This window comes from Janthinobacterium foliorum (genome assembly GCF_978021625.1).
The window spans coordinates 183,618-205,001 of the sequence record NZ_CDXDQE010000006.1 but is presented as its reverse complement, the minus strand read 5'-3'; the positions used below and the strand labels follow the sequence as shown (position 1 = coordinate 205,001).

Below are 21,384 nucleotides of genomic sequence, written 5' to 3'. Positions count from 1 at the left end.
GCTTGCCAGCCGTTGTTTTCAGGGTGACAAGCCCGCCCCTGTCACGCAACCGTCATATTTGCTGCCTAGAATCCGCCCGGTTCCTTCCCCCTAACCGAGCCCTTCATGAAAACCATGCACACTTCGACTCCCTCCCCGCTGCGCCTGACGGCCCTGGCCCTCGGCATCATGGCCGTCTTCGGCGGCGCCAGCCAGGCCCAGGCACAGGCGCCGGCCCAGGACGATGGCCAGGCCGCCACCGTGGTCGTCAGCGGCCAGCGCGCCAGCCTGCGCAACGCCATCGCGGCACAGGAAAAGGCCGACAACATCATCAGCGTCATCAGCAGCGACGATATCGGCGGCCTGCCCGACAAAAATGCGGCCGAGGCGCTGGCCCGCTTGCCGGGCGTGTCCGTGCAGCGCGACCAGGGCGAAGGCCGCTACATCACCGTGCGCGGCCTGGGCCCGGACTTGAACGCCGTCACCATCAATGGCGCGCTGGTGCCGTCGCCGGAAGCGGGCCGCCGCGCCGTGGCCCTCGACATCCTGCCTGCCGGCCTGATCCGTACCCTGGAAGTCTCGAAAACCTTGCTCCCGGAAATGGACGCCAACTCGCTGGGCGCCACCGTCGAAGTCAAGTCCCTGTCCGCCTTCGACTTGCCGGGCACGCTGCTGTCGGCCAACGTGGGCGCCAGCCATGATGAAAAGACGGGCAAGACCAGCCCCAGCGGCGGCGCCCTGTGGGCCCAGCGCTTCCTTGACGGCAAGCTGGGCGTGGCGGCCGGCCTGAGCGCGGAGAAGCGCTCGTTCGGCTCCGATGACGTGGAAACGGGCGGTTCCTGGAGCAAGGGCAAATTGTCAAGCCTGGAATTGCGCGACTACCTGCCCGTGCGCAAGCGCGGCGCCCTGGCCGTCAACCTCGATTACCGTCCGGAGGCGGGCAACAGCTGGTTCCTGCGCTCCTTCCTCAGCGAATTTTCCGACAATGAAGTGCGCGACCGCCTGACCATCAGCAACATTGCCGGCGGCAGCCTGGCCGAAGGAGAAACGGCCAGCGCGCGCGCCGAGCGCCGCATCCGCCAGCGCAAGTACACGCAGCAGGTGCGCTCGCTGGTGCTGGGCACGCAGCAGAAATCGGGCGACTGGACGCTGGACGTGAAAGGCGGCATGAGCCGCGCCACGGAAGACACCCCGGAATCCCTGAACGACGGCCGTTTCCGCGGCATCAGCAACTTTACGGGCATCAGCTTCACGGATACGCAGGAGCCGAAATTGAGCGGCCCGGCCGCGCTGTACGATCCTGCCAGCTACGCCCTGAACGCCATCACCCTGCAACAGCGCTACTCGAAGGACAACGAGCACCACGCGCGCATCGACCTGGCGCGCAAGTTCGACATCGCCACCCTGAAATTCGGCGCCAAGGTCAGCCGCCGCGAAAAGAGCAATGACACGGAGCAATGGGCCTACAACAGCAGCAAGGCCACGAGCGGCAATTACTGGGGTGCCGGTTCCACCTCGATGAGCGCCTTCGTACAGGGCCACAACCTCGACTACGACCTGGGCAACATCGGCGTGGCGCTGGACCCGGCCCTCATCCGCGCCCGCGTGGCGGGACTCGACCGCGCCAAGGCGCGCCTGGCCACGGAATCCGTCATCAACGACTACCGCATGCATGAAGACATCAACGCCATGTATGTGCAGAACAGCTATGACTTCGACGCCTGGCACATCCTGGGCGGCGTGCGCGCCGAGCGCACCAGCTTTGAAGCGGCCGGTTCGCAAGTGGACAGCGCCGGCGTGGCCACGCCACTGACGCGCGAACGCGCGTACACCAAGTGGCTGCCCAACCTGCAGACGCGCTACGACCTCGACCACAAGACCAGCGTGCGGGCGGCCTGGACGCAAGCCGTGGTGCGCGCCAACTTCAGCCAGCTGGCGCCCGGCATCAGCCTGGCCAGCAACACGGAAGCCGTGATCGGCAACCCGGATTTGAAGCCGCTGAAGGCGAACAACCTGGACCTGGGCATCGAAAGAGTGCTGGGCAACGACGGCGTGATGTCGGCGTATGGCTTCTACAAGGACATCAAGAATTTCACCTATACCACCAACCTGGCGGGCACGGGCCAGTGGACGGGCTACACGACGGCGACATCGTATGCGAATGGCGACACGGCGAAAGTGAAAGGCATCGAGCTGGCCTACATGCAGCCGCTGCGCATGCTGCCGGCGCCATTCAACAAGTTCCTCGTCGGCGTGAACGGCACCCTGAGCACCTCGAGCGCGCAGATCGGCCGCTTCGACAAGGCGGCAAACAGGCAGGTCAGCCGCGATATCCGCCTGCCGGGCCAGTCGAACCAGGTGATGAACTTGATGCTGGGCTATGAAACGGGGCCCGTCAGCGCCCGCCTGGCCCTCAACTACAAGTCGCCGTACCTGCTGGAAATGGGCGGCGACATCCTCGACGCTGGCCAGGACCATATCGTCGACAGCCAGAAGCAGCTCGATTTCTCGCTGTCCTACCAGATCAGCAAGCAGTTCCAGGTGACGTTCGAGGCGGCTAACCTGAACAACGAAAAATACTATGTTTACCAAGGCACGAAGCAATACAACGTGCAGAACGAACAATACGGCCGCACATTGAAAGTGAGCCTGAAAGCCAACGCCTTCTGATGATGATCGTAAATACCATGAAAAAAACCGTACTCTGCAGCGCTTTGCTGGCCGCCTTTTGCCTAGCGGGCGCGGCGCAAGCCGCTCCCGCCAACGCTTTGCCTTCCTTCACACAGGAGGCGGAAGAACTGGCCCGCCTGCCCGGCGGCGGCTGGCTGACCCTGGACAAGCACGGCTTGCGCCTGTTCAACGCCGCAGGCCAGGAGCAGGACCGCATCACCGTGCGCGCCAAGCAGCTCGACACGCGCATCGATGCCGGCAAGGTGCTGGCCGTCTTCCTGGAAGCGGACACGCAGCGCCCGCTGCCCGTGTCCGTCGACGTGCAGGCCGGCAAGCTGCTGAAACTGGCGCCGTTCCCTGTGCCGGGCTTTTCCGTGGAAGCGTCGTGTTTGTACCGCGACGCCCAGCAGCTCGATCATTTATTTTTGATCGGCAAGGATGGCCAAGCGGAGCAGTGGGTGATGCAGGGCGGGCAGCGCCAGCTGGTGCGCAGGCTGGCCTTGCCGCCGCACGCCAAGCATTGCCGGGCGGACGACGGCGCCCGGCGCCTGCTGGTAAGCGAATCGAACATGGGCGTGTGGGCGTATGACGCCGAGTCCGAAGGCATGGGCAAGCGCGAAGTGGTCGCCCTGCGCAAGCCGTATGGCCAGCTGGAAGGCGGCGCCGGCGCCCTGGCCGTGCTGCCAGGCGGCGTGGCCGTGCTCGACGGCAAGGCGGAAAAGCTGCACCTGTTCGCCCGTCAGGACGGACGGTGGTCGGCCCAGCCAGCGCAAACGGTGGCCTTGAACGTGCGCAAGGGCGAAAGCCAGCTGGCGCTCGATGCGCATGCCTTGTTGTTGCGCGACAAGAATGGCTGGCAGGCGCGTCCCTTGAAATGGACGGGCAAGGCGCAAACGCAGCCCGCCGTCGCCATCATCGCGCCGCAGGCGCAGACGGAACCGATGGCGCGCCAGGGCGACGCCGCCGATGATCCGGCCATCTGGCTGGCCAGCGATCCGGCCCACGCGCGCATCCTCGGCACCAACAAGAAACAGGGCTTATTGGTTTACGACCTGCAGGGCAAGCAAACCCAGCTGCTGGAAGTGGGCCGCCTGAACAACGTCGACGCGCGGCAGAACATCGCCCTGGGCGACAGGAAGGTTGACCTGGCCGTGGCCACGCAGCGCGATGACAACAGCATGATGCTGTTTACCATCAATGCCGAAGGCGTGGTGGCGGAAGCGGGCCGTTTCCCTACCGGCTTGAAAAGCATCTACGGCATGTGTTTGTACCAGCCGGCCAGCGGCGGCGTGGAAGCCTTCATCAATGACAAGGACGGCACCTTCCAGCAGTACCGGATCGGAATGGATGGCGACAGGTTCACCGCCAGCCTGCTGCGCAGCTTCAAGGTCGCCACGCAACCGGAAGGCTGCGTGGCCGACGACGCCAACGCCCGCCTGTTCCTGGGCGAGGAAACGCGCGGCGTGTGGACCACCTCCGCCGATGCCGCCAGGCCGGACGCGCTGGCCATGGTCTTGCCCGTCGGCCCGCACCTGAGCGCCGACGTGGAAGGCATGGCCATCTACCGCCAGCCTGGCGCCAAGGCAAACACCGGCTACCTGGTCGTCTCCAGCCAGGGCGACAGCAGCTACGTGGTGCTCGATGCCGCTGCGCCATACCAGGTGCGCGGACGCTTCAGGGTGGGATTCAATTTACAGGCCGGCATCGACGGCACGTCGGAAACGGACGGCATCGACGTCACCTCCGCCAACCTGGGCGGCGCGTATGCGCAAGGCATGCTGGTGATCCAGGACGGCTACAAGCGCCTGCCCGATGGCCCGCAGAACTTTAAGTATGTAGCGTGGGCAGATGTGGCGAAGGCCTTGACGCTGGAGTAAAGTCGCCGCAACGGGGCCGGTCCTGCCGGTTCCTGCCGGTTCCTGCCCCGCGCAGCGCAAGCGCCCTGCCCGCTGCGCGGCAGATCAATAAGATATAAGAAATGGCAAGCGCTTGCCAGACAAGTCCACCATGCCCGACACGGCCAGGCGCCGCGCGGACAATTCCATGATGTCGACGGCCGATATGTCGCCGTACTCCATCATGTAGATGCCGGAATCCCCGGCATCGGCATGGCGCTCAAGGGGACCGGTGACGGCCGCGCCTTGCGGTATCTTCAGACCGTGCAGGAAAAAGGCGGGAGGATGGAGTGCCCACGACCATTCCCCGTCTTCCGGTTCCGTCAAGCGCATGAACACCTCGTCGTCGCCATGGATATCGATATCGATCTCCACCATGCCATTGTCCAGCGCATCGAGCCGGATGCGCGATTTCCTCGCATCCACCGCAAAATTGGTGTCACCGATACTGAAAATACGCATGCGCTACCGCTCCTCATTGACCTGTGCCTGTGGGGGCAAGCCTGCCCCGGCCGCGAGTGTAGCAAACCCCGCCCCCCTGCGTCGCGCGGGAGAGCCGGGTTCACGCAACGGTCAGTACGGCCAGGCGGGCGTGCCGCTTTCCAGGTCCACCCACTTGCCGGTGGCAAGCTGGTTGTGCTTGCCGGCCGGCAGCGCATAGAAGCTGCGCGGCGCCAGCGGCAGACCCAGGTCGGCGACGGAGCTGAGCGCGTCGCTGCTTGGCGCCAGGCCATACATCCAGAACAGCTGGCGCATGTCGCGGCCGATGATCTTGGAACTGAGCACGTACAGCAAGTCGTGATTGCTGATGCTGTTCGTGGCGTAGCGTCCCATGCCGTAGCGCGCCGCCGTGGCGGTGCTGAAGTCCTTGGCCACCAGGCGGTCGCCCTTGGTCAACAGGCTGAAGTAGTCCAGGGTCGCCGGCATGCTGGGTGACGCCAGTGCGCCGCGGTAGCGGGTGAACTGGAAAGCCAGCTGGAAGTGCACGGCGCGCATGACGTCCTGTCCGCTGTCCGTCCACACGCGCTTTTGCATGTTGGCAACTAACGCATCGCCCGTCAATCCCGTGGCGCGGTTGGCCACGACGGCCGCGTACAGGCCTGCATGGTCGAGCGGATGGCCGCTGCTGATCTCCAGCCCGTGCAAGTCATACACCCGCAATGCCGTGGCGCTGGCAAGGATGTTGTTGTCGCACTCCACGCCGCAGCCATGCGTGCCGTCGGGCATGATGCGCATGACGCGCTGCACCGTGTTATGGCCCATTTCATGCGCATAACCCCAGCCCAGGTCGATGCCTGCCGCGCCATCGATGGGATTGCCTGAACACAGGAAGCCGCAGGTGGCGATCCAGCCGACGAAGTGCTGCACCAGCGGCTGCTTGTGCACGCTGCCATCGCAAGTCCAGGCAAAATTGCTGCACAGCGCGCTGACGGTGGCCGTCATGCCGGCGTCGTTGTAGCCGTTGGTGATGTGGTTGCTCATGAACAGGCCGTCGCGGATGGACTTGTTCGCATACACGTCAGGGGCCGTATTGCCGATCACCTTTTGCGCAAACTTGATGATTTGCTGGATTTCGCCGCCCGACACCTTGGTCGTCTGCCAGCCGAACGTGCCAGCCGTCAAGGCGGCCGATGCCTGGGCCAGTTCGCTGTTGCTCATGCTGCGCGTGTAGTCGAAGTGCGCGTAGCTGACCACGCCCTTGATGCGCAGCTTGACCACCGTGTCGGCCGTCGCGCCGCTATAGCTGAGCATCAGCGGCCCGCCATTCGGCGTGACGAACGGCACGGTGCCTTTGCCCAATGGCACGCTGAACGAATGGGGCTGCAGGGGACGCGCATAGGTATTGGCCGCGTCCGTCAATGGATTGCCCCAGCTGCGCAGGTAGCTGGTCTGGATGCCCAGGCTGGCCGCGCCGGCCGCGTCGAGCACTTCGACCTGCACGCCCTTGGCAGGCAAGGCGCCGCGGCCAATCAGGGTGATGCCGCTCGTCTGCGGCAATGTTACCTCGATGTCTTCCCAGTCGCTGCTCGGCACGAGGGTTTGCGCGACGGCAGGCATGTAGTCGCCCTGCCCGGCCGTGGCCGCCGTGGTGGCGCCCCGTCCGAACCACAAAAAGGCGTCGCTGGCATAGGTGCGCAAGAACGGCACAGGAAGGGCGCGGCTGATGTTGCCGTAGGTAATCGCGCCGCGCTGCGTGTCCGCCCACAGCACCAGCAGGCGGTGCAGCAGATAAGTGCTGTCGCCCGCAAAAATGTTGACGCCGGCGCCATTGATGGCGGCCAGTTCGCCCAGCATGGTCTTGAATGGCGTGACGGCGGAACTGTCGGTGGCCAGGTTCACGTTCAGCGTGCCCTGCTGCAGCAAGCCCAGCGATGCCACCAGCGCGCCCAGCTTGTCGGCCGCGCTCAGCGACTGCGCCACCGTGCGGCTGGACGACACGGACACGCCGCTGGCGGCCGCGTAATAATTGCCCGGATAGCCGCCCAGGGTCATGCCCATGGCTGCCAGCACCTGGATGCCGCCCGCCGATTGTGTCCAGTTCGGGTGCATATAGATCACGGCCTTGCCGGCGGCCAGGTATTTCTGCACCAGCGCGCTCAAGCCCGCGCTTGCCGGCACGCTGCCGCCAAAGACGATCAGGTCGGCATTCACCCAGCACGTGTTGCTGCTGTCGGCGACGGCGCAATCGACGGCCGCCGGCGTCTTGCCCGTGCGGCTAATGAAGTTCTTCACGTAGGACGCGGTGTAGCCCGCGCTGGCGTACTTGATCGTCGCCGGCAAGGTGCCCGTGCCCGACCCCGTCATCAGCCACGTGAAGGCGCGCAGGAACTGGGGATAGTGCTGCTGTTCCTTGCTCGTGCCCGCCATCCACTGCAGCACGTCGGCGCCGTATGCCATGCCGCGGCCGGCGCCATTGTTGCTCAGTGCCGCGATACCGGCGCCGCTGTCCGACACGATGTACGGCGTCGCCGTCGTCGACGCGAGGACGCCGATGATGGCGCTGCTGCTGGTCCCCACGTTCAGCGCCAGGTTGAGGCCTTCATTGCCATTGCCGTAAATGGATCTCAGCGCGTTCATGTGGCCGCTGTTCTTGCCGCTGGCTTCGGCAATGGCTTGCTCCAGCAGGCTGCTGGCATCGGCGCCTTGCAAACCGGCGGGATTGCCGCTGGCCAGGGCAGCGCTGATGCGCAGTGTGGCGGGATTGCCATTGGCGTCGCCGTCGGCGCCGGAGCCAGCGCCGTTATCGCTGCCGCTGCCGGTGCCATTACCACTGCCGGTGCCGCCATCGCCAGCCGTTCCGCCATTGCCCGCGCCGCCAGTGCCGGTATCGACGGCGCCGCCAGTGCTGCCGCCGCTGCCGATTTGAATATTGCCGTTACTCGTGCTGCTGCCGCTCGTTCCACCGCCACCGCAAGCGGCAAGCGCGGACACCATGGCCAAGACCATGACTGGCCTGAGGATTTGTTTCATTGAGTTTCCCTGATGTGATGCTGTAACCGAAGGCGGGCAAGCCGGTACTGCGGCACGTCCCGATCAACGCCTGCGTGTGCCAGCCGGCATCAGCGGTTCGTGCCTTGCGGCATGACCACTGTAATTGGCCAAACAATTACATTCGTTTCCCGGAAGTTAACTTGCCCCCATTCCGTCAGCATGGATTTATTGGTTTTATACTTTTCGAAACAAGACGTGATGAATCAATGATGATGCTGCGAAACCTGCTAAAACAACATAATCCCACCCTTGCAGGCGATGCCATAAAATCACATGCCCTACCGTATTTTCATATATTCAATAATCGCCAGGATAATATTATGAGCGGCTCCCGGCACTGGCTGGTCCGCCATCGCCGGCAAGCGCCGAATAACAGTCCGCAGCGCAGTGATGCCAATTACCATCGCCGCAGATACCGATATTGATATCGGCCGCATCCGGCCAATGGGGCCGAGCCTATCCTTGCCGCTGGCGCGGGCTGCCACATGGTGTCGCCATGCAACGCCCTGCCAGCCAGGTGGCCCGGCATCTGCGACGCCTGGCATTATCAAAAACAATAATCGAATAATGAATTCACAATAAAATACGGTTTATATGAATAACTTTATGAATTGATTCATTTTTATTTTCTCATACTATTCTTCTGCCAAGCAAATAAAAATATGCCACGAAAATAAGGAACAAAGCCGGCGCATAAGCCGGATTGCAAACAAAACCGGTTAATCAATGCAGTCCAGGCATTATCAAGGCAATGCGATAAATAGCAAATAATCAGTGAAATTGACAAAATACTTCCGCCAACTTCGCCAGCCATGCGCCCTGCCAGTTTTCGATGCTGCGGATAAGCTTTACGGCCAGAAATTCTTGCCATTGCCATTAACATCATTATTCTGGCATTCCCGCCATCACGCCGCCGCCACCCATGGCGTGTGGCTCAGCGGCAACGCGCAGCCAGCACCGCGCGGCACTGCGGGACAGGGAATCAGGAATGGCATCCATTGCATCGCTTGGGCTTGCCGGTTTACAGGCGGGAGACGATGGCAGGCAGACGGGCGTCGGCCGGGCGAGCGCGATGGCCGCATGCCAGCGGGGAAGCACGCCTTCCTTGCAAGGCCATCCCGCCCTGACAGGGCGGCGACGATATCCCCGGCAATTTCTGGCGACTGCCAGGCTCCGGCGTATTAAAATGTCGCCCCATGACCTCCCCTGCCTCCACCACTCCCCTCCCCGACAGCATCCTGCTTCCTTCCCTGGCCGTGTTGGGAGGGCAGATTTCCGTCAACCTGGGGGCGGCGATCGCGAAAAACCTGTTTCCTGTGATCGGCGTGGAAGGCATCACGGCATACCGGGTCGGCTTTTCGGCCCTGATCCTGCTGGCCATCTTCCGCCCCTGGCGTTTCCGCCTGACGCGCAAGGATGTGCTCAACCTGCTGGTCTACGGTTCCGTGCTGGGATTGATGAACTTGCTGATTTACCGCGCGTTTGCGCTGATACCGATCGGTATCGCAGTGGCGATCGAGGTGACGGGACCGCTGGCCGTGGCCATGCTGTCGTCGCGCCGGCCGCGCGACCTGCTGGCCGTGGCCTGCGCCATGGTTGGCTTGTATTTGCTGCTGCCCCTGCAAGGCAGCCCGGGCAGCCTGGACCCGGTTGGCGTCGCCTATGCGCTGGGGGCGGCGCTGTGCTGGGCGCTGTACATCATCTTCGGCAAGCGCGCCTCCACCTTGCAGGGCGGCCAAGCCGTGGCCTGGGGCATGACGGTGGCGGCACTGGTGACGGTGCCCATCGGCGTCGCGTATTCCGGCACGGCCCTGCTGATGCCGTCGGTCGCCCTGCTGGGCCTGGCGATCGCCATGCTGTCCAGCGCCCTGCCGTACTCACTGGAAATCTTTGCCCTGCGCCGCCTGCCGCAAGGCGTATTCGGCATGTTCAGCAGCGCGGCGCCCGCCGTCAGCGCGCTGGCCGCCATGCTCGTGCTGGGAGAAATGCTCAGCCTGACACAGTGGCTGGCCATCGGCTGCATCGTGTTTGCTTCGGCCATGGCAGCGCTGGGAGCGCAAGGCGGCAGGCGCTAAGGCGCGCAGCTTGTCGGCCTGTCAGTCGCCTGGTCAGATACGGGCAAGGCCGGCGATGCCTTTCGGCCTGCTGCCACGCACCTGTCCCCGCCTGCCGAACGCTTGCCCGTGTCGATGGGCAGCTTATGACAGGCTGATGGCTGGCTAATGGCAGGTTTTGATAGCGGCCTGTAAAATACGCCATCCCCTGCCATGTTGCGCCTGTCCGACTGCCTGCACGCCCCACCGATGACATTACCGTTCCATTTACCGTTCCAGTCTTTACCGTCCCATGCGCGCCGCGCTGGCGCTCTCGCCGCCGCGGCACTGCTGCTCGCGCAAAGCGCCGCCAGCCATGCCGCCACGCCACCTGCCCTGAAAGGCAACGCCGAAGCGGGCAAGGCCGCGTTTCGCAAGTGCGCGTCCTGCCACCAGGTAGGGCCTTCGGCGCGCGGCGGCTTCGGCCCCAAGCTGTCAGGCGTGATCGGCCGCAAAGCCGGCGCCACCACCGATTACCGATACTCAACAGCAATGAAAAACGCGAATATCGTGTGGACGGAGCAAAACCTGGCCGCCTTCCTGAAAGCGCCCAGCGACTTCATCCCCGGCAATAACATGCGTTTCTGGGGTATCGGCAACACGCAGCAGGTAGCCGATTTGCTGGCCTATCTGCGCACGCAATAACGCTGCGAAAAAAACGGCAACGCAAATCAGAAAACAAATGTAAAAACCTGGCGCAAGCCAAGCGTGTAGATATGCAGCACACGGCAGGCTCACGATTGGCAACGCCACCCTATGGCAGTATCGCAAGGCACAATACGGCACGAATACGGCACGAATAAAGCACGAATACGCGGCACGAATACGCGGCACGCAAGTCACGGCCCAGCTTTGCGCTGTCCGGCCCGCCCGCAGCTGCCAACTCCCCTTGCCCACTCAGTTCCCCAGCTCAGTCCCCCAGCGCCTGCAACACACCCTTGCGCTTCTTGTGCGCCGCCTCGTACGCACGCAGCCGTTGCAGCTGGGCGGCGGACAAGCCGGCCAGCCGGTCGCGGATCTGCGCCACCGTCAGGTACTGGTAGCCGTCGAACGGCAGCCCCTGTTCAGGAGGCGCGCGCCTGGGCTTGCCCGCCCGCTGCCCAAGCTGCCCCGCCTGCGTTTCACCCGCCTGCGCCCTTTGCTTGTTCACGATGCGGGCCGCGACCTGTTCTTCACGGCCCGGGTAGCGTCCGTCCTGCTTGAACTCTTTTTCCAGTTTCTTGAATTCGCGTTCACGCTTGGGCTTGGCACCAACAGGCATGGGTTTCCCCTAGGGCTTGGCGGGCAGCTTGCGCACGCACAGGTAGATCGAATAGATGGCGGCCAGCCCCACCAGAATGTACACCGTGCGCGACGCCGTCGTCATGACGCCCAGGATGCGCGCCACCACGTCGATGTCGAACAGGCCCACCAGGCCCCAGTTCAAGCCGCCCACGATCAGCAGCGCCATGGCAACCCAGTCCAGCGCATTGAGGCGCATGGCCGTCAGTTCCGTGCGCACTGTTCCCTCCGTTCCCGATTGTATATTCGCCATCTCGGCCTCCTTGGTAGTACATCATTGATCGCACCGCCGGCAGCAGCCGGCAGGCCAGGATTGGAGTGTAGGCACGAGCGGCGAAATGACTAGTCGGACAATCCCGCCGTGATGAGTAGGAAAACTCCTGATTGTCTACCGTGATGCAAACCGACGTCGGATGGGCTGGTGTTGCTTAATAATCAGCAAAAAATTCCAATATGGAAATATTTATAGATTACTTAGTACCGCGCTGCTACACTCATTTCACCCCAGCAACTTCAGGGGCAACAGCGCCGCGATTCGCCTGGCTAAAGGCTGGCGGCCACCATGGGACAACCGCTGAGGGGACATGAATATTTCGAATATACGCATCGGTGTACGCCTGACAACAGGCTTTCTGCTCACGTCGCTATTGCTGGCCGTCGTGGTGATCATCAGCACCTGGCAACTGTCGACGGCAAGCGGGGAAATCGATGCCAGCGTGTACCAGCGCTATGCGCGCATCGAGCAATTGCATGCCTTGCGCACGCAGGCCCCGGCCACCGACGAGGCCGGCCTGCGCGGCATCGACCGGCAGATCGCGGAGCAATCCCGGCAGATGCGCGCGGCGGCCGATGCGGCCATCGGCCAGGCCCGGAGCACGAACACCCTGGTCATCGCGCTGGGCGTGGTCGGCGGCATGCTCAGCCTGGTCACGGCGTGGTTCATCAGCAGCGGCATCGTGCGCCCCCTGCGGCATGCCGTCAAGGTGGCGCGCAAGGTGGCTGGTGGCGACCTGAGCGGCAATATCCGCGTCGAATCCCGCGATGAGGTGGGCCAGTTGCTGCAGGCACTCAAGGAAATGAATGCCAGCCTGATTAACATCGTCGGCGAAGTGCGGGGCGGCACGCAGGATATCGCGGGCGCCTCGGCAGACATTGCCGCGGGCAATCTGGACTTGTCGCAGCGCACGCAGGCGCAAGCAAGCGCGCTGGAACGGACGGCTGCCTCCATGGAAGAGCTGACTGGCACCGTCAAGCAAAACGCCGACAATGCGCGGCAAGCCAACCAGCTGGCGCAATCGGCCGCCGAAGTGGCGGGCAAAGGGGGCACGGTGGTGGCGCAGGTGGTCGAGACCATGTCGTCGATCAATGCCTCATCGAAAAAGATCGTCGACATCATCGGCGTCATCGACGCCATCGCCTTCCAGACGAATATCCTGGCCCTGAACGCGGCCGTGGAAGCGGCACGCGCCGGTGAACAGGGGCGCGGCTTTGCCGTCGTCGCCAGCGAGGTGCGCAGCCTGGCGCAGCGTTCGGCGGGCGCGGCAAAGGAAATCAAGCAGTTGATCGGCGACTCCGTCGAGCGTGTCGACGCGGGCGCGCGCCTGGTCGACACGGCCGGCGCCACCATGCGCGACATCGTCGCCAGCGTGCACCGCGTGACGGACATCATGGGCGAAATCAGCATGGCCAGCGGCGAGCAATTGTCCGGCATCGAGCAAGTCAATGCGGCCATCGTGCAGATGGAACACGTGACGCAGGAAAACGCTGCGCTGGTGGAGCAGGCGTCGACGGCCGCGGCGGGCATGCAGCAGCGTGCCACCGAGCTGTCGGGCACCGTAAGCATCTTCAAGCTGGGCCATGAAGCGGGCCAGGCAGGGAACCAAGCTGCCGGCCAGTCAGTTGGCAACTCGTCGGCAAGCGCCCACGCGCCCGCCGCCATCAGCCTTGTCGCGGCGCGGGAACCCGCCGCCGGCGCCAGGGCGCCAGCGCGCCGGCCATCCGTTAGAGCGCGCCTGAAAGCCTGAGTTCCCGTGCCTGATGCCGTCCTAGCGCCCCGCTTGCTGTAGCTGCTTGTACAGGATGGTGGTGGCGTCGAGCCGGTCGCCCGCCGGCGCCAGCGCATATGCGGGAATGCTGCCTGCCACCACATAGCCCAGTGACAGATACAGCCCTTCCGCGTGGTCGCTGCTGCGCGTGTCCAGGGTCAGGAGGCTGCGCGGCAGTTCGCGCGCCCGCGCTTCGACGGCCTGCATCAGCTGGCGGGCGATGCCGCGCCGGCGCAGCGCAGGGGCGACCAGCAGCTTGCGCACCTCGGCCCGGTGAACCTGGTTGGGATTGGTATCCCAGTCCAGCTGCACGGCGCCCGCCACCTTGCCTTCCACCTCGGCCACCAGCAGCAGGCGCACGCCGCGCGTGACGGCGGGCAAGACATTCTCCGTCCAGAAGGCCTGGCTGGCCGCCGCGTCGAACGGCAGGATGAAACCGATGCTGGCGCCGTCGTGCACGCACGCTTGCAGCAAGGCGCCCAGTTCCGGCAGGCGCTGACGAATATCGGTGGAGGTAAACAGACGCAGTGATGCTTGCATGGCGGCCTCAGACGATGAACAGGAAATAGCGGGCGCCGCTGCCGGGCGGCGTAACGAAGGCGCTGGCGCCGTGCAACTGGTAGCGCAGGCAGTCGCCAGGCAGCAAGTCGTGCGATTGGCCATCGACCGTCACGCGCAGCGCGCCTTCTTGCAGCAGCAGATGGTGTTCCATGCCGGGCCGGGGCGAGGCGGCATAGGCGATCGTCGCGTCAGCGTCCAGCTCGCATTCGAGCGCTTCGCCGGCCAGCGCGCGCGACGGGGGCGAGACGCCGCGGCGGCGAAAGCCCGCGTCCGGATCGCTCCACACGCTTTGCTGGGCGCGCCGCAGCACGGGCGGAAAGCCGTCTTCCACCATGCGCAGCAAGCGCGACATGGCCAGCCCGTAGGCGGCGCACAGCTTGCCCAGCACGGCCGTGGTCGGGCTGACTTCGCCGTTTTCCAGGCGCGACAAGGTGGCACGGCTGACTTCGCTCGCCTTCGCCAGCTGGTCCAGCGACCAGCCCTGTTCCACGCGCAATTGTTTCAAGCGCTGCGCCAGGCGCTGTTCTGTATTGCTTTCATCATTATTTTCCATATATGGGAATTTATCCCAAAATAGGAAATATGGCAAGCGGCGGTGCTTATCCATGCGCGACAGTTGCTCAACGCACAGACCAGCGGCGCGCGCCGCTGCAACATACCCTATCTGACCAAGGAGAAGCCATGTCCGCCACTCCCCCGAATGCCACGCCCCCCGCCATTCCCGTCCCGACGCCGCGCCAGGGCCAGGCGCCCAAACCGCTGGGCAGGGTCGAATTTCATTTGCAGTTCATCCGATCGTACGCCGATCCCACGTTTGACGCCGTGCGCGGCGCGCTGGTGCAGGTGGAGGAAGTGGCGTGGAAGAATTACCAGGACGGCCGCAAGGCGCCCGTCACGCAGAAAGCGGGACCGGGTTTTGCGGATCCCGACTACGACTTGTCGGTGGAATGGAAAGCCACGCGCGACCGCCTCCTGGCCGCCGAGGCGCGCCAGAAGGATACCGCCACGCCATCGCGCGTGCTGCTGATCTGCGGCGCGGCGCGCAATGACGGTTCTTGCCCCGGCGAAATCTCGAAAAGCTGGCGCATGACGCAATGGGCCAGGGAAGTGCTGCAGGCCGACAATATCGAAGCGGACGTGCTGGACCTGAGCCTGCTCACTTCCGCGTATGACTTGCACATTCACCCCTGCAAGGGCTGTGTCTCGACGGCCATGCCCTTGTGCCACTGGCCATGCAGCTGCTACCCCAACCATGGCGAACGGCAGACGAATGACTGGATGGCGGACATTTACGAACGCTGGACGGCCGCGCATGCCGTCATCATCGTCACGCCCGTGTACTGGTACCAGACGCCCAGCGTGCTCAAGCTGATGATAGACCGGCTGGTGTGCGCCGATGGCGGCAACCCGGACCCCACGTCCACGCACGGCAAGAAGGCCGTGGAAGCGAAGGCGCTGGAGTTGAATGGCTGGGATTATCCGAAACACCTGGCCGGGCGCGCGTATGGCCTCGTCGTGCATGGCGACGTGGCCGGCATCGAAGGCGTGCGGCGGGGGCTGTCGGACTGGCTGGACTGGATGGGCCTGGTCGACGCGGGCGCCAAGTCGCGCCTGGACCGCTACATCGGCTATTACGACAGCTATGCGCAAAGCCATGAAACCCTGGACCGCGACACGGCCATGCAGGAAGAAGTGCGCAACGTGGCGCGCGCCGTGGCCGAAGCCGTCAAGCGCCAGCGCGCCGGCACGCTGGCGCCACCGGATGCGGGGCTACCGCCGCCTAGACCGAAGTGACAAGCAACGTGACAAGCGACGTGACAAGCGAAGTGACAACATCTCCTACCCCGCGATGCGCGTGGCGTGGCGGCACAGTTCCAGGAAGCCCGTCAAGCGGGGCGAGAGGATCTTTTTAGACTGGCGGATCAGGTAAAAGTTGCGCTCCAGGGGCGGCAGCATGGTCTCCAGTTCCACCAGTTGCCCGCTGGCCAGCAGATCGGCCACCACGACCCGCGACAGGCAGGCGATGCCCAGCCCCGCCGCCGCGCCATACTTGATGGCTTCCGAATTGCTGAATTCGCCAGCGGCGCGCAGGTAGTGCAAGTACGGCACCAGGGCCTGCTCCACCGCTTCGCGCGTGCCCGAGCCCGCCTCGCGCAGCAGCCAGCCCGCCTGGTTCAGCTCCGCAAAGCTGAGCAGGTGGCGCAGCTGCGCCAGCGGATGCGTGGGCGCCGCCACGATCAGCATCTGGTCCGTCAGCCACGGCTCCACCAGCAAGCCCGCTTCGTGGCACGGGCCTTCGATCAGGCCGATATCGACACGGAACTCCGCCACGGCGGCGGCGATGTCGGCCGTGTTGGCGATGGTCACTTGCGGAATGCTGCGCCCGTACTGCTGCGCCGCCTGCGCCAGGATCTGCGGCAGCAGGTAGATGCCGATGGTGGTGCTGGCGCCGATCTGCAGGCTGACGGGCACGGACGGGTCGGCGCCCGCGAACTGGCGCTCGATGCTGGCGGCGGCGTCGCGCATTTGCCGCGCCTGCGGCAGCAGCAGGCGGCCATTATCATTGAGCACGAGTCGCTTGCCCACCCGGTCGAACAGCTGCGCGCCCAGCAAGGTTTCCAGTTCATTCAGCGCCGCGCTGGTGGCCGACTGCGACAGCGCGATCTGTTCCGCGGCCGCGCTGGTGCTGCCCGTGTCCGCCACGGCGAGGAAAATCTGCAGTTGCCGCAAGGTCAAAGCCATGGCGCCCCCCCAATTACCTATTTTTCAGGTTAAACATACAAAAACAATCCATTTTACCATTTAATTGCCGAGCTGTACAGTCATGCCATACGAACCAAGAACCATGGAGCACGGCATGTCATCCCTATCGACCACGAATACCAACAGTGTCAGCGACCGCTACGGCCGTTTGCTGCCCGGCCTGCTGCTGAGCGGCGTGATCGCCTATGGCGCCATCCAGCTGGGCAAGCTGGCATGGATGCAAAACCACGGCATGAGCGCCCTGACCCTGGCCATCATCCTCGGCATCGTCCTCGGCAACAGCGTGTATGCGCGCCTGGCGCCTGCCTGTGGCGCGGGCGTGGCGTTTTCCAAGCAAACATTATTGCGCCTGGGCATCATTTTGTACGGCTTCCGCCTGACCTTCCAGGACATCGGCCAGGTGGGCCTGGCCGGCATCGCCATCGACGCGCTGGTGCTGACGTCGACATTTGGCCTGGCCATGTTCCTCGGCACCAGGGTCTTCAAGCTGGAACGCAACAGCGCCATCCTGATCGGCGCCGGCAGCTCGATCTGCGGCGCGGCTGCCGTCATGGCGACGGAACCCGTCGTCAAGGGGCGCAGCGAAGACGTCACCGTGGCCGTGTCGACCGTCGTGGTGTTCGGCACCATCGCCATCTTCCTGTACCCCCTGCTGTACCAGTTGAACCTGGGCTGGCATGTGCTGGCGGCAACACCTTCCGCGTTCGGCGTGTACATCGGCTCGACCGTGCATGAAGTGGCGCAGGTGGTGGCGGCCGGCAAGTCGATCGGGCAAGAGACGGCGAATGCTGCCGTGATCGCCAAGATGGTGCGCGTGATGATGCTGGCGCCATTCCTCGTCATCCTGTCGGCCGTGCTGGCGCGCGGCAAGGCCAGGGCGGGCGGCGGCGACGGCAAGGCGGCCAAGCTGGCCATCCCCTGGTTCGCCTTCATCTTCATCGCCGTCGTCGCCTTCAATTCGCTGGGCTGGCTGTCGGGCGGCGTGGTGGCCACCATCACCGATATCGACACGGCCCTGCTGGCCATGGCCATGGCGGCCCTGGGCTTGACGACGCATATGTCGGCCATCCGCCGCGCCGGCATCAAGCCCCTGCTGCTGGCCGGCCTGCTGTTCTGCTGGCTGATCGCCGGCGGCGCCGCCATCAATCACGTGGTGACGGGCCTGTTTGCATGAATTGAGGCGAGGCGGGGTTTGCGCCAGGCGGGGCCGCCGGCAAGGGAGCCGAAAACTTCGTACAATACGCGTGTGTTGACTCTCGAACCGGCCCCGGCCCCACCCAGGAATATCCATGCATCTCTCGAACTGGCTGCTTTTCTGCAGCGTTGCCCTGCTCGTCACGTTTTCCCCCGGCCCGGCCGTCCTGCTGGCCATCTCGAATGCCATCGCCGTCGGCCCGCGCCGGGCGATGATCAGCAGCATGGGCAATGGTTTTGGCCTGTTCATCATTTCCGGCGTGGCCATGGCCGGCATGGGCGTCGTGCTGGCCACCTCGGCCACGGCCTTCATGCTGCTGAAACTGGCTGGCGCCCTGTACCTGGTGTACCTGGGCATCAAGCAGTGGCGCAGCAAGGCCAGCATCGTGGCCGCGGCGCCCCTGGTGCAAGGCGCGGCGAATCCCAATTCGTTCTGGAAACTGTTCCGCCAGGGCTTGACGGTGGCGCTGACGAACCCGAAAGCCATCCTGTTCTTCTCGGCCCTGTTCCCGCAATTCATCACGCCGGGCGAACCCGTGGCCATCCAGTTCACCGTGCTGACGACCTCGTTTGTCGCCTGCGCCATGCTGGCCCATTTGTTCTACGCCAACCTGGCGCGCCTGCTGAAAACCCAGCTTGCCACGCCGGGGCGCGCCAGGCTGTTCAACCGCATCTGCGGCGGCGCCTTCGTGCTGCTGGGCCTGAGCCTGCTGCGCCTGCGCGCCAAGACGGCGTAACTAGCCTTGCTCCGATAAAAACGCCTCGATGCTGGCCGCCAGTGCCAGCGGCGTTTCATTCATCGGGTAGTGTCCCGCATTGGCCAGCACTTCCAGCCTGGCCTGCGGGTACCACGCCAGATACGTGCGGCGCATCAGAGCCGCATTGAAGCGGGGATCGTGCTCCCCCACCAGCGCCAGCACGGGCAGTTGCGGCGCCGCCCGCCGCACTTCCCCGCTGAAATCCGTTTCGCTCCACGCGAGAAAATAGCGGGCGAACGCGGCCGGGTCCGAACTATCCCATGAGTATTGCGCCTTCCAGTCCAGCCAGCTGGCGGGCAAGCGGCCACCCGTGCTGCGGTCGATGATGGCGCGCCGCGCCGCCAGGCTATCGCGAGCGGCAAGAAACGCCGCGCGGCCCGCCGCATCGAAGGCCACGCCGCAGCCGGGCACGGGCGCCACGGCCACCAGCTTGCGCAGGCGCCGCGGCGCCAGCAAGGCCAGTTTTTCCAGCACCATGCCGCCCATCGAGTGGCCGACCGCGCTGAAGGTGGCAAATCCCAGCGCATCGGCCAGCGCCAGCGCATCGCCGGCGATCTCGTCCATCGAATACGCGCCCGCCGCGCCGCGCATGCCGCCATAGCCGCGGCTGTCCATGAAGATATATGTGAAAGCGGCGCCGTCGAGGCCCCCTTCCATGGGCGCAAACGCATGCGCGTCGCCGAACCAGCCGTGCAGGACGATGACGGCGTGGGGACCCGCACCCACGCGGTGATAAGTATTGTGCATGCACCCTCCTGAAAAGAGAGGATGGTAAGCGTCCGCCGAGCGGCCCGCTCGCGACAACAGGCCAAATACTGTAGAGTACGGGCCATGGATGATTTTTATACGGAAGTGCCGCGCCCCTTGATCGCCACGGCGCGCGACTATGGCCCAGGCGACATCTTCCCCCGCCACAGCCATGCGCGGGGGCAATTCGCCTATGCAGCCCAGGGCACCATCAGCGTGCACACGCCGCAGGGCAGCTGGCTGGTGCCGCCGCAGCGCGCCTGCTGGGTCCCGGCGGGGCTCGCCCACGGCATGCGCATGCATGGCGCCGTGACCATGCACAATGTATTCATTGACGACAAGGCAGCCGCCGCGGCGGGCTTGCCATCCCACTGCCAGGTACTGGACGCGTCGCCCCTGCTGCGCCAGTTGCTGCAGGAAGCCGTCAAGGTCGATGGCGCGTATGCGCAGGCGTCGCGCGCGGGCCGGCTGATGGCCTTGCTGCTCGATGAAATCGCCGCCATGGCGCCCTTGCCCCTGAGCGCGCCCCTGCCGCAGGACGCCAGGCTGGCGCGGCTGTGCACGCAGCTGTTGCGGCAGCCCAGCCTCGACAGCAGCCTCGATGCGATGGCGGCGCAGGCGGGCATGAGCCGGCGCACGTTCACCCGGCATTTCCGCGAGCAGACGGGACTGGGCTTTGCCCAGTGGCGCCAGCAAGCCTGCCTGCTGGCCGCCGTCATGCGGCTGGCCGAGGGCCAGGCCGTCACGCGCATCGCGCTGGACCTGGGCTATGCCAGCCCCAGCGCCTTCACGGCCGCGTTTCGCCGCGTGCTGGGCCAGGCGCCCAGCGACTATCTGGGCTAGGCGATGATGGCGGCGATGCGCTGCGACAGCTCCTGCGCCAGTTTCTGCACATGGTAGCCATCGACGAAGCCGTGATGGGCCTGCGCGGAAAACGGGATGCGCATGCGGCCATCGTCCTGTGCGGGGCCGAATTTTCCCCAGGTAAAGGTGGGGATATCGGCGTCGCGGTGACGGTAGACGGGATGCTCGATGGCGGCCAGCTCCAGCCATGGCAGACAGGTGATGAAGATGTTGTTGCGCTGCTCGCGCTCGCTCTCGCCTTCGCCCGTGTTGATCAGCGCGGAGCTGGCTTCGGCGCTGCGCTTCGCTGCCAGGCTGCGCGCGATGAACAGGTCCAGCTGGTCCGTCATGGTGAAGCGCGTGTAGTTGAGGTTTTCGTCGCCATTGATGACGGTGTACGAGGCAGGAAAATCGTCGATCCTGATCACCTCGCCCTGGTAGATGCGGTACATGAACTGATCGATTTCCTTCACCGTGTTCAGCACGCAGAACAGGAAGAAGTGGAACACGGGAATTTCCCGTTCCTTACACCAGGACCGGAAATCCGGCACGTCGAGCTGGAAATTGATGTTGACGAGGGGATTGTCAAACTTGCGGAACAAGTCATAGCGGTCGCGCCGCTTTTCAAAATTTTTCATGCGGCGAGTGTAGACGATGGGGTGCGCGCGGGCAAGCGGGCATGCCGGCCATCACCTGGCGCGCGCCGGCGCATGGGATTGCAGCAGTGCGGCAATGTGCATGCCCGCATCGTCCTTGCGCTTGCGCGCGCAGCCGCGCCGTCAGCCCCGCCCGGCCGGGGATGTCCGGGTCCGCGCCATGGCGCAGCAGCAGCGCCACCATTTCCACATAATCACCCTGCACGGCCAGGCTCAATGGCGTTTCGCCTATCCGGTCTTCTTGATGAATCTTGACGGGTGTGCCGGCAGCGAGCAGCAATGCGACGGCGCGGTAATGTTCGCCCGCGACGGCGTCATGCAGGGGCGTCTAGCTCAGCTCATCGAACAGCTGCGACGCAAAACCGGCGTCTAGCAGGCGCCGCATTTCCTTCAGGTCGCCGTCCTGC

The 21,384-nt window shown here is 64.6% G+C and carries 20 protein-coding genes; 9 read left to right on the top strand and 11 right to left on the bottom strand.

The window, feature by feature from the left end; translation table 11 throughout:
- Positions 1-114: 114 nt before the first annotated feature.
- Both ACZ92H_RS14950 and ACZ92H_RS14945 read left to right on the top strand, forming a co-directional pair.
- Positions 115-2,649 (top strand): TonB-dependent receptor, encoded by a 2,535-nt coding sequence (locus ACZ92H_RS14950; protein ID WP_465049969.1) that lies wholly within the window; start codon positions 115-117, stop codon positions 2,647-2,649.
- Positions 2,650-2,666: 17 nt separating this feature from the next.
- Positions 2,667-4,526, top strand: coding sequence for a phytase (locus ACZ92H_RS14945; RefSeq protein WP_465049968.1), 1,860 nt, complete (start codon positions 2,667-2,669; stop codon positions 4,524-4,526).
- 84 nt (positions 4,527-4,610) lie between these two features.
- Here ACZ92H_RS14945 and ACZ92H_RS14940 read toward each other — a convergent pair whose 3' ends face one another.
- The 3 genes from ACZ92H_RS14940 to ACZ92H_RS14930 all read right to left on the bottom strand — a co-directional run bounded on the left by ACZ92H_RS14940 (position 4,611) and on the right by ACZ92H_RS14930 (position 8,922).
- Complete coding sequence (locus ACZ92H_RS14940; RefSeq protein WP_465049967.1) at positions 4,611-5,006, bottom strand: hypothetical protein; 396 nt, start codon at positions 5,004-5,006, stop codon at positions 4,611-4,613.
- Between the two features lie 111 nt (positions 5,007-5,117).
- A complete protein-coding gene (locus ACZ92H_RS14935; protein ID WP_465049966.1) occupies positions 5,118-8,015 on the bottom strand; it encodes an ImpA family metalloprotease in 2,898 nt (965 codons plus the stop codon).
- A 643-nt stretch (positions 8,016-8,658) separates the two neighbouring features.
- Positions 8,659-8,922, bottom strand: coding sequence for a hypothetical protein (locus ACZ92H_RS14930; RefSeq protein WP_465049965.1), 264 nt, complete (start codon positions 8,920-8,922; stop codon positions 8,659-8,661).
- Between the two features lie 310 nt (positions 8,923-9,232).
- Here ACZ92H_RS14930 and ACZ92H_RS14925 point away from each other — a divergent pair, with 310 nt between their 5' ends.
- Together ACZ92H_RS14925 and ACZ92H_RS14920 are read left to right on the top strand one after the other, a co-directional pair.
- Positions 9,233-10,111 (top strand): EamA family transporter, encoded by an 879-nt coding sequence (locus tag ACZ92H_RS14925; RefSeq protein WP_465049964.1) that lies wholly within the window; start codon positions 9,233-9,235, stop codon positions 10,109-10,111.
- 228 nt (positions 10,112-10,339) lie between these two features.
- Complete coding sequence (locus tag ACZ92H_RS14920) at positions 10,340-10,774, top strand: c-type cytochrome (RefSeq protein WP_465049963.1); 435 nt, start codon at positions 10,340-10,342, stop codon at positions 10,772-10,774.
- Between the two features lie 265 nt (positions 10,775-11,039).
- On the opposite strand, the gene ACZ92H_RS14915 is transcribed toward ACZ92H_RS14920, so the two are convergent.
- Positions 11,040-11,390: a DUF8129 domain-containing protein gene (locus ACZ92H_RS14915; RefSeq protein ID WP_465049962.1), complete on the bottom strand. Its 351-nt coding sequence runs from the start codon at positions 11,388-11,390 to the stop codon at positions 11,040-11,042.
- A 9-nt stretch (positions 11,391-11,399) separates the two neighbouring features.
- A complete protein-coding gene (locus ACZ92H_RS14910; RefSeq protein WP_465049961.1) occupies positions 11,400-11,663 on the bottom strand; it encodes a DUF378 domain-containing protein in 264 nt (87 codons plus the stop codon).
- Between the two features lie 331 nt (positions 11,664-11,994).
- Between ACZ92H_RS14910 and ACZ92H_RS14905 the strand changes: the two genes are divergently transcribed.
- Complete coding sequence (locus ACZ92H_RS14905; RefSeq protein ID WP_465049960.1) at positions 11,995-13,434, top strand: methyl-accepting chemotaxis protein; 1,440 nt, start codon at positions 11,995-11,997, stop codon at positions 13,432-13,434.
- A gap of 21 nt (positions 13,435-13,455) precedes the next feature.
- Here ACZ92H_RS14905 and ACZ92H_RS14900 read toward each other — a convergent pair whose 3' ends face one another.
- Both ACZ92H_RS14900 and ACZ92H_RS14895 read right to left on the bottom strand, forming a co-directional pair.
- Positions 13,456-13,995, bottom strand: coding sequence for a GNAT family N-acetyltransferase (locus tag ACZ92H_RS14900; protein ID WP_465049959.1), 540 nt, complete (start codon positions 13,993-13,995; stop codon positions 13,456-13,458).
- Positions 13,996-14,002: 7 nt separating this feature from the next.
- Positions 14,003-14,569, bottom strand: coding sequence for a helix-turn-helix domain-containing protein (locus ACZ92H_RS14895; RefSeq protein ID WP_465049958.1), 567 nt, complete (start codon positions 14,567-14,569; stop codon positions 14,003-14,005).
- A gap of 128 nt (positions 14,570-14,697) precedes the next feature.
- On the opposite strand from ACZ92H_RS14895, the gene ACZ92H_RS14890 reads away from it, so the two are divergent.
- Positions 14,698-15,810: a flavodoxin family protein gene (locus ACZ92H_RS14890; protein WP_465049957.1), complete on the top strand. Its 1,113-nt coding sequence runs from the start codon at positions 14,698-14,700 to the stop codon at positions 15,808-15,810.
- Positions 15,811-15,855: 45 nt separating this feature from the next.
- On the opposite strand, the gene ACZ92H_RS14885 is transcribed toward ACZ92H_RS14890, so the two are convergent.
- The gene (locus tag ACZ92H_RS14885; protein ID WP_465049956.1) at positions 15,856-16,758 is read right to left on the bottom strand and encodes a LysR family transcriptional regulator; all 903 of its coding nucleotides are present in this window, start codon (positions 16,756-16,758) and stop codon (positions 15,856-15,858) included.
- Positions 16,759-16,873: 115 nt separating this feature from the next.
- Between ACZ92H_RS14885 and ACZ92H_RS14880 the strand changes: the two genes are divergently transcribed.
- Both ACZ92H_RS14880 and ACZ92H_RS14875 read left to right on the top strand, forming a co-directional pair.
- Positions 16,874-17,953 carry a YeiH family protein gene (locus ACZ92H_RS14880; protein ID WP_465049955.1) on the top strand — a complete coding sequence of 360 codons (1,080 nt, stop codon included), beginning with the start codon at positions 16,874-16,876 and terminating at the stop codon, positions 17,951-17,953.
- Between the two features lie 115 nt (positions 17,954-18,068).
- Positions 18,069-18,710, top strand: a complete 642-nt coding sequence (locus tag ACZ92H_RS14875; protein ID WP_465049954.1) for a LysE family translocator — start codon at positions 18,069-18,071, stop codon at positions 18,708-18,710.
- On the opposite strand, the gene ACZ92H_RS14870 is transcribed toward ACZ92H_RS14875, so the two are convergent.
- On the bottom strand, positions 18,711-19,478 hold the full coding sequence (locus ACZ92H_RS14870) for an alpha/beta fold hydrolase (protein WP_465049953.1): 768 nt from the start codon (positions 19,476-19,478) through the stop codon (positions 18,711-18,713).
- Positions 19,479-19,562: 84 nt separating this feature from the next.
- Between ACZ92H_RS14870 and ACZ92H_RS14865 the strand changes: the two genes are divergently transcribed.
- A complete protein-coding gene (locus ACZ92H_RS14865; RefSeq protein ID WP_465049952.1) occupies positions 19,563-20,321 on the top strand; it encodes an AraC family transcriptional regulator in 759 nt (252 codons plus the stop codon).
- Here ACZ92H_RS14865 and ACZ92H_RS14860 read toward each other — a convergent pair.
- Both ACZ92H_RS14860 and ACZ92H_RS14855 read right to left on the bottom strand, forming a co-directional pair.
- Positions 20,318-20,959: a CatA-like O-acetyltransferase gene (locus tag ACZ92H_RS14860; protein ID WP_465049951.1), complete on the bottom strand. Its 642-nt coding sequence runs from the start codon at positions 20,957-20,959 to the stop codon at positions 20,318-20,320. The two genes, ACZ92H_RS14865 and ACZ92H_RS14860, sit on opposite strands and share 4 nt — an antisense overlap.
- Positions 20,946-21,299 (bottom strand): ankyrin repeat domain-containing protein, encoded by a 354-nt coding sequence (locus ACZ92H_RS14855; RefSeq protein ID WP_465050063.1) that lies wholly within the window; start codon positions 21,297-21,299, stop codon positions 20,946-20,948. Before ACZ92H_RS14855 ends, ACZ92H_RS14860 begins: the two co-directional genes overlap by 14 nt.
- Positions 21,300-21,384 lie beyond the last annotated feature (85 nt).

Excerpts from the sequence above, each read along its gene's own strand:
- ACZ92H_RS14950 (WP_465049969.1), top strand. The coding sequence starts at position 115 with ATGCACACTTCGACTCCCTCCCCGCTGCGCCTGACGGCCCTGGCCCTC.
- ACZ92H_RS14945 (WP_465049968.1), top strand. The coding sequence starts at position 2,667 with ATGAAAAAAACCGTACTCTGCAGCGCTTTGCTGGCCGCCTTTTGCCTA.
- ACZ92H_RS14940 (WP_465049967.1), bottom strand. The coding sequence starts at position 5,006 with ATGCGTATTTTCAGTATCGGTGACACCAATTTTGCGGTGGATGCGAGG.
- ACZ92H_RS14935 (WP_465049966.1), bottom strand. The coding sequence starts at position 8,015 with ATGAAACAAATCCTCAGGCCAGTCATGGTCTTGGCCATGGTGTCCGCG.
- ACZ92H_RS14930 (WP_465049965.1), bottom strand. The coding sequence starts at position 8,922 with ATGATGTTAATGGCAATGGCAAGAATTTCTGGCCGTAAAGCTTATCCG.
- ACZ92H_RS14925 (WP_465049964.1), top strand. The coding sequence starts at position 9,233 with ATGACCTCCCCTGCCTCCACCACTCCCCTCCCCGACAGCATCCTGCTT.
- ACZ92H_RS14920 (WP_465049963.1), top strand. The coding sequence starts at position 10,340 with ATGACATTACCGTTCCATTTACCGTTCCAGTCTTTACCGTCCCATGCG.
- ACZ92H_RS14915 (WP_465049962.1), bottom strand. The coding sequence starts at position 11,390 with ATGCCTGTTGGTGCCAAGCCCAAGCGTGAACGCGAATTCAAGAAACTG.
- ACZ92H_RS14910 (WP_465049961.1), bottom strand. The coding sequence starts at position 11,663 with ATGGCGAATATACAATCGGGAACGGAGGGAACAGTGCGCACGGAACTG.
- ACZ92H_RS14905 (WP_465049960.1), top strand. The coding sequence starts at position 11,995 with ATGAATATTTCGAATATACGCATCGGTGTACGCCTGACAACAGGCTTT.
- ACZ92H_RS14900 (WP_465049959.1), bottom strand. The coding sequence starts at position 13,995 with ATGCAAGCATCACTGCGTCTGTTTACCTCCACCGATATTCGTCAGCGC.
- ACZ92H_RS14895 (WP_465049958.1), bottom strand. The coding sequence starts at position 14,569 with ATGGAAAATAATGATGAAAGCAATACAGAACAGCGCCTGGCGCAGCGC.
- ACZ92H_RS14890 (WP_465049957.1), top strand. The coding sequence starts at position 14,698 with ATGTCCGCCACTCCCCCGAATGCCACGCCCCCCGCCATTCCCGTCCCG.
- ACZ92H_RS14885 (WP_465049956.1), bottom strand. The coding sequence starts at position 16,758 with ATGGCTTTGACCTTGCGGCAACTGCAGATTTTCCTCGCCGTGGCGGAC.
- ACZ92H_RS14880 (WP_465049955.1), top strand. The coding sequence starts at position 16,874 with ATGTCATCCCTATCGACCACGAATACCAACAGTGTCAGCGACCGCTAC.
- ACZ92H_RS14875 (WP_465049954.1), top strand. The coding sequence starts at position 18,069 with ATGCATCTCTCGAACTGGCTGCTTTTCTGCAGCGTTGCCCTGCTCGTC.
- ACZ92H_RS14870 (WP_465049953.1), bottom strand. The coding sequence starts at position 19,478 with ATGCACAATACTTATCACCGCGTGGGTGCGGGTCCCCACGCCGTCATC.
- ACZ92H_RS14865 (WP_465049952.1), top strand. The coding sequence starts at position 19,563 with ATGGATGATTTTTATACGGAAGTGCCGCGCCCCTTGATCGCCACGGCG.
- ACZ92H_RS14860 (WP_465049951.1), bottom strand. The coding sequence starts at position 20,959 with ATGAAAAATTTTGAAAAGCGGCGCGACCGCTATGACTTGTTCCGCAAG.